General features: G+C 67.6%; 12 protein-coding genes and 1 pseudogene. 5 read left to right on the plus strand and 8 right to left on the minus strand.

The genetic code is table 11. The features are described 5' to 3' along the window. The 4 genes and pseudogenes from Q0U08_RS12570 to Q0U08_RS12585 form a co-directional block, all read right to left on the minus strand. A pseudogene (locus tag Q0U08_RS12570) lies at window positions 1–633 on the minus strand (Ppx/GppA family phosphatase); the annotation flags it as partial. A gap of 4 nt (window positions 634–637) precedes the next feature. Then, complete coding sequence (locus Q0U08_RS12575) at window positions 638–2,803, minus strand: RNA degradosome polyphosphate kinase (protein WP_298091736.1); 2,166 nt, start codon at window positions 2,801–2,803, stop codon at window positions 638–640. Between the two features lie 18 nt (window positions 2,804–2,821). Continuing rightward, complete coding sequence (locus tag Q0U08_RS12580) at window positions 2,822–3,430, minus strand: chromosomal replication initiator DnaA (protein ID WP_298091737.1); 609 nt, start codon at window positions 3,428–3,430, stop codon at window positions 2,822–2,824. Then, window positions 3,427–4,638, minus strand: a complete 1,212-nt coding sequence (locus Q0U08_RS12585) for a heavy-metal-associated domain-containing protein (protein ID WP_298091738.1) — start codon at window positions 4,636–4,638, stop codon at window positions 3,427–3,429. The genes Q0U08_RS12580 and Q0U08_RS12585 overlap by 4 nt, the downstream gene beginning before the upstream one ends. 95 nt (window positions 4,639–4,733) lie before the next feature. Between Q0U08_RS12585 and purM the strand changes: the two genes are divergently transcribed. The 4 genes from purM to Q0U08_RS12605 are packed head-to-tail and all read left to right on the plus strand — an operon-like array spanning window position 4,734 to window position 7,234. Next, the gene (gene purM, locus Q0U08_RS12590; RefSeq protein ID WP_298091739.1) at window positions 4,734–5,831 is read left to right on the plus strand and encodes a phosphoribosylformylglycinamidine cyclo-ligase; all 1,098 of its coding nucleotides are present in this window, start codon (window positions 4,734–4,736) and stop codon (window positions 5,829–5,831) included. After that, window positions 5,821–6,387 (plus strand): phosphoribosylglycinamide formyltransferase, encoded by a 567-nt coding sequence (gene purN / locus Q0U08_RS12595; RefSeq protein ID WP_298091740.1) that lies wholly within the window; start codon window positions 5,821–5,823, stop codon window positions 6,385–6,387. The genes purM and purN overlap by 11 nt, the downstream gene beginning before the upstream one ends. Continuing rightward, a complete protein-coding gene (locus Q0U08_RS12600; protein ID WP_298091741.1) occupies window positions 6,384–6,641 on the plus strand; it encodes a hypothetical protein in 258 nt (85 codons plus the stop codon). Before purN ends, Q0U08_RS12600 begins: the two co-directional genes overlap by 4 nt. Continuing rightward, window positions 6,638–7,234 (plus strand): hypothetical protein, encoded by a 597-nt coding sequence (locus Q0U08_RS12605; RefSeq protein WP_298091742.1) that lies wholly within the window; start codon window positions 6,638–6,640, stop codon window positions 7,232–7,234. Before Q0U08_RS12600 ends, Q0U08_RS12605 begins: the two co-directional genes overlap by 4 nt. A gap of 36 nt (window positions 7,235–7,270) precedes the next feature. On the opposite strand, the gene Q0U08_RS12610 is transcribed toward Q0U08_RS12605, so the two are convergent. The 4 genes from Q0U08_RS12610 to Q0U08_RS12625 all read right to left on the minus strand — a co-directional run bounded on the left by Q0U08_RS12610 (window position 7,271) and on the right by Q0U08_RS12625 (window position 10,232). Beyond that, entirely contained in the window at window positions 7,271–7,792 is a 522-nt protein-coding gene (locus tag Q0U08_RS12610) for a GNAT family N-acetyltransferase (RefSeq protein WP_298091743.1), read from the minus strand. After that, window positions 7,792–8,214 (minus strand): nucleoside-diphosphate kinase, encoded by a 423-nt coding sequence (gene ndk / locus Q0U08_RS12615; RefSeq protein ID WP_298091746.1) that lies wholly within the window; start codon window positions 8,212–8,214, stop codon window positions 7,792–7,794. Before ndk ends, Q0U08_RS12610 begins: the two co-directional genes overlap by 1 nt. A gap of 90 nt (window positions 8,215–8,304) precedes the next feature. Next, on the minus strand, window positions 8,305–8,745 hold the full coding sequence (locus Q0U08_RS12620; protein ID WP_298091744.1) for a DNA polymerase III subunit chi: 441 nt from the start codon (window positions 8,743–8,745) through the stop codon (window positions 8,305–8,307). A gap of 17 nt (window positions 8,746–8,762) precedes the next feature. After that, the gene (locus tag Q0U08_RS12625) at window positions 8,763–10,232 is read right to left on the minus strand and encodes a leucyl aminopeptidase (RefSeq protein WP_298091745.1); all 1,470 of its coding nucleotides are present in this window, start codon (window positions 10,230–10,232) and stop codon (window positions 8,763–8,765) included. Window positions 10,233–10,395: 163 nt separating this feature from the next. Here Q0U08_RS12625 and Q0U08_RS12630 point away from each other — a divergent pair. Then, a partial coding sequence (locus tag Q0U08_RS12630) for an LPS-assembly protein LptD (protein ID WP_367271125.1) occupies window positions 10,396–11,020 on the plus strand: 625 nt, incomplete at its 3' end.

The raw sequence follows: 11,020 nt of genomic DNA on the forward strand, positions 1-11,020 counted from the left end.
CCCACCGACCAGATAGAAGGGCAGGCCCCTGCCCGCGCCCTCCCATCCCGCCTCGTCCACCAGCCGGGCGATATGCCGCTCGAACGCCTTGCCGCCCTTTTCGCGCAGCGCCGGGATGCGCAGCACGCCCAGCGGAAAGGATACGCGGTCGCCGACCTGACCACCGCGCACGCGCACCAGTTCCAGGCTACCCCCGCCCAGATCGCCGACGATCCCGTCCGCCTCCGGAATGGCGGAAAGCACGCCCTCGCCCGCGCCCTTGGCCTCCTGCTCGCCCGACAGCAGTTCGACCTTCAGGTCCAGTTCGTTTGCGCAATCGATCAACCGCTGGCCATTGGCGGCGTCGCGCACGGCGGCGGTGGCGACGGTGCGGATGGTATCGACCTTCATCTCACGCGCCAGCGCGGCAAAGCGGCGCAGGGCCTTTTGCGCCTTGGCGAGCGATCCCGGCTCGATCGCGCCGGTTGCGGCCAGCCCGCGGCCCAGACCCGCCATCACCTTTTCGTTGAACAGGATCGCGGGCAGCCGCGCATGGCCCTGATAGACGACGAGGCGGACCGAGTTCGATCCGATGTCGATGATCGCGGTGCGCGGCGCCGATTCAGGCGCAGTCGACTTCGCCATGTTCGTCATCGGCTCAGCGCTGCCGGCGAAGCGAAAGCGTGGGAACGGCATCACGCGACTCGAGTGCCGCGCCGCGCCCGGACAGCGACGGGTTGGTCATGAAATAGCGGTGCAGGTTGAACGGTCGATCTCCCGGCTCGTCACGGACATAACGGCCGTTCGGCTCCAATTCCCAGCTCTGCTCATTGTCCAGCAGGTTCGCGACCATCACCTGATCCAGTATCTGGTCGTGTACCGTCGGGTTCAGGATCGGCAGCATATATTCGACGCGCCGATCGAAGTTGCGCGGCATCCAGTCCGCCGAGGATATGAACAGCTTGGCCCCGTCATTGGGCAGGGCCTTGCCGTTGCCGAACGCCCAGATGCGACTGTGTTCCAGGAAGCGCCCGATGACCGATTTCACGCGGATATGATCGGACAGCCCCTCGACACCCGGTTTCAGGCAACAGATGCCGCGGACGATCAGGTCGATCTCGACGCCCGCGGCGCTTGCCTCGTACAGTTTCTCGATGATCGCGGGGTCGACCAGCGAGTTCATCTTGGCCCAGACGCCGGCGGGCTTGCCAGCCCGTGCGTTCGCGATCTCGTCGTCGATCATCGCCATCAGATTGGCGCGCAGGTCGCGCGGCGACAGGCTGACGCGCTCCATATGCGTCGGCTCGACATAGCCGGTGATGTAGTTGAACATCCGCGCCGCATCGCGCCCCAGCGCCGGATCGGCGGTGAAGAAGCTCAGATCGGTATAGATGCGCGCCGTGACCGGATGGTAATTGCCGGTGCCGAAATGGCAGTAGGTGCGAAACGCATTGCCCTCGCGCCGCACCACCATCGACACCTTGGCATGCGTCTTCCAATCGATGAAGCCATACACCACCTGCACACCGGCGCGTTCCAGTGCCGCCGCCCAGTACAGGTTCTGCTCCTCGTCGAACCGCGCCTTCAGCTCCACGATCGCGGTCACCGACTTGCCGGCCTCGGCCGCGGCGATCAGCGCGTTGATGATCGCGGACTGCTTGCCCGCCCGGTACAGCGTCTGCTTGATCGCCACCACGTCCGGGTCGGCCGCCGCCTGCTTCAGAAAGGCGATCACCACCTCGAACGTCTCGTACGGGTGGTGGACGACGATATCCTTGGCGCGGATCGCAGCGAAGCAGTCGCCGGCAAATTCGCGGATACGCTCGGGAAAACGGGGCGAGAAGGACGGGAACTTCAGGTCCGGCCGATCCTCGTCCACCAGCATGCCCAGGTCGCCGATGCCCAGAAGGTTGCCGCTTTCGGTGATGATCGCGTCCGATCCGCCCAGCTCGTCGCGCAGGACGGCGGACAGGGTATCGGGGATCCCCGTCTCCATCTCCAGCCGGATCACCCGGCCCCGGCGGCGACGCTTGATCGCGTTGGCGAAGTAGCGGACCAGATCCTCGGCCTCTTCCTCGATTTCGATATCGCTGTCGCGCAGCACGCGGAAGGTGGCCGACCCGTTCACCACATAGCCGGGGAAAAGCTGCGTCGAGAACCGCCGGACGATGGCCTCGATCGAAATGTAGCGCGCCGGCTCACCTGGCAACCGCACGAAGCGGGGCATGGTGGCGGGCAGCATCACCAGCTCCATGATCGGCTCCTCGTCCGACACACGCGTCAGGTCGAAGATGATCGACAGCCCCTTGTTGGGGATGAAGGGGAAGGGATGCGCCGGGTCCAGTGCCTGCGGCGTCAGGATGGGGAAGATCTGCTCGCGGAAATGCGTCTCCAGCCAGTCATGCGCCGCGCCGTCTATCGCATCGCGGCGCAATACGAAGATGCCGGCTTCGTCCAGAAGGTTGCGCAGGTCTCCCCACACCGCCTGCTGGCTGGCAAGCAGCGCGTCGGCTTCCGCGACGATACCGCTCAACTGCTGGCCGGGCGTCAGCCCGTCGACCGAGCGCTGGCCGACATCCTGCGACTGCTGCCCCTTCAGCCCCGCGACCCGGACCATGAAGAACTCGTCCAGGTTGGAGCCGGAAATGGAGAGGAAGCGCAGCCGTTCCAGCAGCGGATGCGCGCTGTTGCACGCCTCGTCCAGCACGCGGCGATTGAAGGCGAGCCAGGACAGTTCCCGGTTGAAGTACCGCCCGCTCGGCTCCGGTACGAAGGGATCGTCGTCCGGTTCGGCCATCTTGGCGATATGCGCGGGGCGGGTCATCAGGTCTCGCTTGTCGGGTCAGGGGTCGGCGATCAGGCCGGCTTCCGTCAGGGTGGCTCGTGCAAGGGGAATGGACAAACGCTTCTGACGTTCCATGGCCTGCTGATCGAGCATATCGACGGTGCGTATGACAGCCAGATGACTGCGCTCGATCCGCGTGGCCAGCCAATCGATCAGGTCCGGCCCGGCGAACAGCCCGCGACGCGTGAACAACTGGTCCAGCAGCAGCGGGATCAGCTCGTCGTCAGGCGCGTCGATCTCGGCCAGCGTCGAATTGGCGAGGCGCGAACGAAGATCGGGCAGCTTGACCGCCCATAGCGGCGGTGCGGCATCCGCCACGATCACCAGCGGCCGCCCTTCCGCCTGCGCCCGGTTCCAGGCGTGGAAGATCTGCGCCTCGGGCAGACGTTCGGCGTCGTCGATGATCGTGCCGCCGCTGCGCGCCGCGAAAATGCGCGCGAGCAGCGACCGGCCGGACTTGCGCGGGCCGGTCAGCACGGCCGTGCGCGTCGGCCAGCCTTCCCAGCGATCCAGCATCTGCGCGGCATGGGCGTTGGAGGGGGTGATTAGAAACGCGTCCGAACGCGGGTCCGCCGGCCATGCCAGCGGAAGGGCCATCTGACTCATCCGGTAATTCCGTTATCGGCCGGCACCGCCGGCGTCGGTATCTGTGCGGCCCGGCGGATGCGCAGCGTGGTGCCGCTGCCGATCACCTGGTAACCGCGGCTCTCCAGCGCCGCCCGCAACGCGGCGGGGTCGCCGTCATAGGTGACGCGCATCAGGGAAACGCCGCCCAGCGCCAGGCTGGAGGTCGCCGCCTGACGCACGCCTGGGATCGAGCGCACCAGGCTTTCCGTGTTCGCCACCGCGCTGGCGCTGGGCGTATCGAACTGCACCGTCAAGGCGATCCCTGCACCGGTGGTGGCGGCGATCGCGGCGTCCAGCCCCTCGATCGGCTCGTCGCCCAGCGCCTCGTCATCGATGACAGGCTCGGGCGCCGGCGGCGGACTCAGGCTGGCATCGGGGTGCAGCGCCCCGCTCGACAGCGCGCGCTGATACAGGGCATCCAGCCGCTGCACGCCGGTATCCAGCAACTGGGCCAGCCCGGCCGGCGATCCCACGCGCAAGGTGAAGGTGCCCAGCACCTGATTGTCCGGACCGTGCCGCGCCTCGAACACACCGATCACCGGTCCGCCCGGCCATTGCCGGTACAGCCGCACGGTCGGGATCAGGATGTCCGACGCGCCATATTGATCGATGATCGTGCGCCACCATCCGCGGCCCGGCCGATTGATCTGACCGGCATTCAGCAGCAAGGCATCGGGGCCGTTGCCGGCTGGCCGGACGTAATCGATCGTGCTGTTGCCGGTGCGGAACCGCGCCCAGGCCTGCTGCCAGGGGGAACGCCCCTCGAACACCTGCGACACGCCGCCGGAAATCTGCAGCGGCACGACCAGCATCGGCAGCGACCGGTCGGCATAGGCGGAGATGCCCAGGATCGACGCCGCGCGCGACCGGTCGAAGGTCACGCCCAGCTTGGCCACATAGCGCGTCGGCCCGATCTGCTCGTTTTCCACGACGATCCCGGACACGATCGAATCGAGCGTCCCGTCCGACACCATCGCGCCGCCACCGCCCAGCCGGCGCGACAGCACGGCCCAGGCCTTGCGCTGTGCCACGCGCCATCCGCCCAGCCGCGCGGCCTCGGCGGTCTTGCCGGCGACATCGACGCTGACGCCGCTTACCTCGTAATCGCCGGTGTTGGCGACGGGCGCGACGCCGCGGTCCTGCCCCTCCATCTGGGCGATGACGGCCGCCGATCCCATGATGGCCATGGAGCAGGCGATAAGAATGGGGACACGCAGGCGCATCGCGGCCTTTTGGCGAAGCAGGCGTGGAAATCCAAGCGCGATGTGGCTAACGGGCGCGGATGACCGACAGCACGCCCAGCTACACCTACGCCGATGCCGGCGTTTCCATCGCCGCCGGCAACGCGCTCGTGCGCGCCATCGGCCCCCTCGCCAAGGCGACGCGGCGCCCCGGCGCCGATGCCGATCTTGGCGGATTTGGCGGGTTTTTCGACCTGAAGGCGGCGGGTTTCACCGATCCGCTGCTGGTCGCGGCGAATGACGGTGTCGGCACCAAGCTGAAGCTGGCGATCGAGCATGACCGGCACGAGGGGGTCGGGATCGATCTGGTCGCGATGTGCGCCAACGACCTGATCGTGCAGGGTGCCGAGCCGCTGTTCTTTCTCGACTATTACGCCACGGGCAAGCTCGACAACGCGATTGCCGAACGCGTCGTCGCCTCGATCGCGGAGGGCTGCAAGCAGGCGGGCTGCGCGCTGATCGGCGGCGAGACCGCGGAAATGCCCGGCATGTACGAGGGCGCCGATTACGATCTCGCCGGCTTCTGCGTGGGTGCGGTCGAACGGAACAACGTACTGACCGGCCAAGACATTGCGCGCGGCGACGTCATCCTGGGGCTCGCCTCCTCCGGCGTCCACTCCAACGGCTACTCGCTCGTCCGCCGACTCGCCACCGACAAAGCCTGGAAGCTCGACCGCCCCGCCCTCTTCGACCAAGACCGCCTCCTCATCGACGCACTGATGGCGCCGACCCGCATCTATGTGAAATCGTTGCTGCCGTTGCTGCGCGAGCGCCGGATCAAGGGTCTGGCCCATATCACGGGTGGCGGGCTGCTGGAAAACATCCCGCGCGTCCTTCCCGCCGACGCGCATGCGGTGATCGATGCCGATGCCTGGGCGCAGCCGCGCCTGATGGCGTTCCTGCAGGCGCAGGGCGGGATCGAGCCGGAGGAGATGGCGCGGACCTTCAACTGCGGCATCGGCATGGCGGTCGTCGTGGCCGCCGATCAGGCGGATGCGGTGACCGAGGCATTGAGCGCGGCCGGTGAAACCGTTCACCGGATCGGCCATGTCGAACACGGCGCCCGCGGCTGCACGGTGCGGGGCTCGGCCGGTACGTGGAGCGCGAAAACGGACTGGACGGGCACGCATGCGGGTTAAGGTCGGCATCCTGCTGTCGGGCCGCGGCTCGAACATGCAGGCGCTGGTCCGCGCGGCGCAGGCGCCCGACTGTCCCTATGACGTCGCGCTCGTCGCCTCCGACAAGCCCGACGCGCCCGGCCTCGCCTGGGCCGCCGAACAGGGCATCGCCACCTTCGCGCTGTCACCCAAGAGCATCGGCAAGCCCGCGTTCGAGACGGCGATGACCGCGATGCTACGCCAGGCGGAGGTCCAGGTGATCGCACTGGCCGGTTACATGCGCCTGCTGTCGGACCGGTTCGTCGGCGACTGGCGCGGCCGGATCGTCAACATTCATCCCTCGCTGCTGCCGAAATACAAGGGCCTCGACACCCATGCCCGCGCGATCGCGGCGGGCGATGCGGTGGCGGGCTGTTCGGTCCATGTCGTGACCGAGGAGCTGGATGCCGGCGCCGTGCTGGGTCAGGCGCAAGTGCCGATCCTTCCCGGCGACGATGCCGACAGCCTTGCCGCACGCGTGCTGATCGAGGAACATCGCCTCTACCCACGGATAGTATCGGAGTTCGTCCGCTCATGACCGACATTCTTGCCAAGGTCCGCGCCGTCGCGTTGCTGCTGCCGGAGGTCGAAGAGGGTGCGGATAATGGCGAGGTCGCCTTTCTGGTCGATGGTGCAGCCTTTGCCCGCTTTGATGGCGATACGGTGGCGGTGCGCAGTGATGACGGCTGGCATCGCCTGGAAAACGGCGACACGACGCTGATCGAGGACCGCGTGGCACGCGGCTGGGAACTCACCGCCCCCGCGCGGCTGCTGGAGGCTGGTGGCCGGTGAGCGGCGAGACACCCGATCAGGCGCGCACCCGCCGCCGGTGGATCACGCTGGCGGAAGCGGTCGCGGTCATCGGCCTGCTGATCGCCGGGCTGACGCTCTACACCAACTGGTCCGACAAGCGCGCCGATCGTGCGGCGCAGGCGGAAGCGGCGGCCGATGAAAAGGCGGACCGGGCGCACTTCGTCGTGCGTGCCAAACCGACATCGAACGGTGGCGCGCTGACGCTGATCGAGGATGACGCGCATAGCCTTGGCGACATTGCCGTCACCTTCCCATCCGTTTTGGGGGTGGAGGGGCGCACCGCGATCTCCGGCGCGACGATCTCGGCCGACTGGTTTGCCGAACCGCTGTTGAAGGCAACCGATGGTGGCGACGACCGCAAGACCGGTCGCCTGCCCGTGCTGCTCACCGTCAAATATTTCGCGGGTGACGAGCCGCACAGCCTGACCGGCATCTACGACATCATCTGGCGTACCGAGGGCCGCATGCTGCGCGGCCGTGCCCTGAAGCTGGAGGATCTGCGCCTCCATCGAAAGGGCGGCAATCAAAAGGCACTCGATGCGATCTGGGCAAGAGAGAAGCCGGCGGCCTAAGAACCCGAGCGGCGGCTCGGCACAGGCGCCTGACGGTCAGCGCAGATCCCGTCCATAGACGACATCGTCATACCATGTCTCACCGACGAGGAAGCGTCGCTCCCCCACCAACGTAAAACCCTGCCGTTCGTAGAAGGCACGCGCGCGGTGGTTGCGGCCCAGCACCCCCAACAGCATCCGGGTCATGCCCAGCGCACGCGCATCGGTGATGGCACGCGCCATCAACGCCGCGCCAAGCCCCGTGCCGCGGGTGATCGAAAGCGCATAGATGCGGCGAAGCTCGATATCGCCTGGCCCGGGCGGGATCGGGAGATCGGGGGATGTCAGCACCGTATAGCCGACCGGGGCGGCACCGTCCGGATGCTCGGCCAACGTCACCACGCTGGCGGGATCGTCCGCCCATGTGGCGAACTTTGCGGGCGCGCTGTTTGCCGCACAGTGCCGGATAATATCCGGCCCGGCGAGCACGCCCGCAAACGTCTCGAGGAAGCTGGCGGCCGCAACCATCGCGAGCGCATCGGCATCCGCTGCCCCCGCGCGTCGCAGCCGCCAGTGCATCAGCCGACCAGTTCTTCCGGCTTGAAGAAATAGGCGATCTCGATCGCGGCATTCTCGTCCGAATCCGAACCGTGGACCGAGTTCGCCTCGATCGACTCGGCCAGTTCCTTGCGGATCGTGCCCGGCTCGGCATTTTCGGGGTTGGTCGCGCCCATGATGTCGCGGTTGCGCTGCACGGCGTTCTCGCCTTCCAGCACCTGCACGACGACCGGGCCGGAGATCATGAAGCTGACCAGGTCACCGAAGAACGGACGCTCCTTGTGGACCGCGTAGAAGCCCTCGGCCTGCTCCTTGGTCATCTGGATGCGCTTGGAGGCGACGACGCGCAGGCCGGCCTCTTCCAGCATCTTGGTTACCGCGCCGGTCAGGTTGCGGCGGGTGGCATCGGGCTTGATGATCGAGAAAGTACGGTTCGCGGCCATGGCGGTCACGCTGCTCCTGTGATGGTCGGGGAAAAAGTGGCGCCGCCCTAATCGCACCGTGGCGGCTTGGCAACACTGCTTCGGGGTGGGTCAGGCCGCCTGTTCCCAGCGCCCGGCATCGTTCTGCTTCCAGTAGCGGCGCTGCACGTCCTCGCGCTCGCCCAGCGCCTTCCACGCTCCGCGCGCATCGCGGATGCGATCCTCGCCGAAGAAGTGGAATACCCGGTCGAACGCCAGCGCTTCGTCCCGCCACATGCCATCCGCCAGCGCCACATGCCGCGCGGCGTTGGCGGGGGAAACCTCCCCCGCGATCAGCACCGGTTGCACGCTGTCGTCGCCCTCACCCGCCTGCGCATGGGGCAGAAAGCTTTCCGCCGGATGCAGCCACAGCAGCCGGTCGAGCGCGGCGCGCTGCTCGGCGTCCCCGGACACCACCAGCAGCCGCCCGCCCCCGGCCAGTACCTTCTCGGCGACCGCCGGCAGCACGCGGTCGAGCGGCGCCGCGGTCAGATGGTAGAAGTCCACCTGCATCGACGCCGCTCCCCCGTTCAGCCTTCGAAATGCTCGGCGACCAGACGGTCGAGCAGCCGCACGCCATATCCGGTCGCGCCCTTGTCATGATAGATGCCGGGCTTGTCGGCCCACACCATGCCGGCGATATCCAGATGCGCCCAGGCGACGCCATCGTCGATGTAGCGCTTCAGGAACTGTGCTGCGGTGATCGAACCGGCGCCGCGCGGCCCGACATTCTTCATGTCGGCGATGTGGCTTTCGATCAGCTTGTCATACGCATCGCTCAGCGGGAAGCGCCACAGCGTGTCCCCGCTCGCCTTGCCGGCGGCGAGCAGCTTGTCCGCCAGTGCATCGTCATTGGCGAACAGGCCGCCATGCTCGTGGCCCAGGCTGATGATCATCGCGCCGGTCAGCGTGGCGAGATCGATGATCGTCTTGGGCCGGTGGGTCTTCTGCACCCAGGTCAGCGCGTCGCATAGCACCAGCCGCCCTTCGGCATCGGTATTGATCACCTCGATCGTCTGCCCGGACATCGACGTCACGACGTCACCGGGACGCTGCGCATTGCCGTCGGGCATGTTCTCGACAAGGCCCATCACGCCGATGACGTTGGCCTTCGCCTTGCGGCCGGCCAGCGCCTTCATCGCGCCTGCCACGGCACCCGCGCCGCCCATGTCCCACTTCATGTCTTCCATGCCGGCGGCCGGCTTGATCGAGATGCCGCCCGTGTCAAAGGTCACGCCCTTGCCGACCAGCGCCAGCGCCGGATCGCCCTCGCCCGCGCCGTTCCACTTCAGCGCCAGCAGCCGCGCCTCGCGCACCGATCCCTGGCTGACGCCCAGCAGCGCGCCCATGCCCAGATCGCGCATCGCGGTCTCGTCCAGCACAGTGACTTCGAGGCCCAGCCCCTCCACCTCGCGCAGCACGCGCTCCACGAAGCTTTCCGGATACAGCTTGTTCGGCGGCTCGGTGACGAGCGTGCGGGTCAGCGCCAGGCCGCCGTTCAGCGCCAGGCCGACCTCCCAGGCCGCTTCCGCCCCCTCGGGCGCGTTCACAAGCGTGACGGTGCCCAGCGTCGGCTTTGCCGTTTCCTTCTGGGTGGTGCGATACACGTCATAGCGCCAGCCGCGCTGCACCGCGCCCGTTGCGAGTGCCGCCACCGCCGCCGGGGTCGCCTCCACCCCGCCCAGATCGATCGCCAGCGCGGTGGTGCCCGAGGTCAGCAGCCGTGCCGACAGCGCGCTGCCCGCCTTGGCCCATTCCGTCTCGCTGCCGGCGCCGACGCCCGCCAGGATCACCTGCCGCACGCTGCCGCCATGGGGCACGAACAGTTCGACCAGCGTACCCGCCTCGCCCTTGAAGCGCCCGGCCTCCGCCGCAGTCGCGGCAATCGCCGCCAGCCCCTCGCCCGCCGCATCCGATCGCACCTGCCCGACGCCATCCTTCGCCACGGGAAGCACGAGAACACCGTCGGCCGGTACGGAAGAGGCGAATGCGATCTGCATGGGGGACCTTTCGTTGAAGATGCGCCTCCATCTAGGGCGTTGGCGCTCCACGGCAAGCGCACGATTGCAGGAGTGCTCCGGGTTTGCGATAGGCGTCACTCGCCACGGGGCCGGTCAGGGCGGCTCCGTCTCGATGCTGCCAAGAGATGGAACCGACTGAATCGTGTTGCGTATCGACCTCCTGGCTGGCTGCTCCCTTTCGCTCGTCCTGCTGGCGGCCACGCCGGCCATCGCCCAGGACCTGCAGGATCGCGCCGTGCCGCCCCCCGCGGAGGGCACCGTGCCTCCGGCTTCCCCCGGCGCCCCCAACCCTGAGGATCAGGTGCGTTTCAGCGCGGGGCAGCTCGAATACGACACCGATGCCGATATCGTGACCGCAACCGGCGACGTGCGCATGGTGCGCCAGGGACAGCGGCTCCGCGCCGACAAGGTTACCTGGAACCGCAAGACCGGCAAGGTGCTGGCGGACGGCGACGTCGCGGTCACCAATCCGGAAGGCGATATCGCTTATGGCGATTCGATCGAACTGACCGATTCGCTGAAGGACGGCGTCGTGGACAACATGCTCGTCGTCCTCGAACAAGGTGGCCGGCTGGCTGCGGTGCGCGGGACCCGGCAGGACGACGGCACGCTGAACCTGGACCGCGCCGCCTACACGCCGTGCGCGGTGCAGACATCCGATGGCTGCCCCAAGAATCCTTCCTGGAAGATCACCGCGGTCCGCGTCACCTATCGCCCCGAGCGCCAGCGTGTCTATTTCAGCGGCGCACGGATGCACCTGTTCGGCC

Origin of the sequence: uncultured Sphingomonas sp. (genome assembly GCF_946477935.1) — a bacterium.
GTDB lineage: Bacteria > Pseudomonadota > Alphaproteobacteria > Sphingomonadales > Sphingomonadaceae > Sphingomonas.

Bases quoted from the DNA above. Each gene is read 5' to 3' on its own strand.
- purM (WP_298091739.1), top strand. From the start codon at position 4,734: ATGACCGACAGCACGCCCAGCTACACCTACGCCGATGCCGGCGTTTCC.
- Q0U08_RS12580 (WP_298091737.1), bottom strand. From the start codon at position 3,430: ATGAGTCAGATGGCCCTTCCGCTGGCATGGCCGGCGGACCCGCGTTCG.
- Q0U08_RS12600 (WP_298091741.1), top strand. From the start codon at position 6,384: ATGACCGACATTCTTGCCAAGGTCCGCGCCGTCGCGTTGCTGCTGCCG.
- Q0U08_RS12625 (WP_298091745.1), bottom strand. From the start codon at position 10,232: ATGCAGATCGCATTCGCCTCTTCCGTACCGGCCGACGGTGTTCTCGTG.
- Q0U08_RS12575 (WP_298091736.1), bottom strand. From the start codon at position 2,803: ATGACCCGCCCCGCGCATATCGCCAAGATGGCCGAACCGGACGACGAT.
- Q0U08_RS12585 (WP_298091738.1), bottom strand. From the start codon at position 4,638: ATGGCCATCATGGGATCGGCGGCCGTCATCGCCCAGATGGAGGGGCAG.
- purN (WP_298091740.1), top strand. From the start codon at position 5,821: ATGCGGGTTAAGGTCGGCATCCTGCTGTCGGGCCGCGGCTCGAACATG.
- Q0U08_RS12610 (WP_298091743.1), bottom strand. From the start codon at position 7,792: ATGCACTGGCGGCTGCGACGCGCGGGGGCAGCGGATGCCGATGCGCTC.
- Q0U08_RS12620 (WP_298091744.1), bottom strand. From the start codon at position 8,745: ATGCAGGTGGACTTCTACCATCTGACCGCGGCGCCGCTCGACCGCGTG.
- ndk (WP_298091746.1), bottom strand. From the start codon at position 8,214: ATGGCCGCGAACCGTACTTTCTCGATCATCAAGCCCGATGCCACCCGC.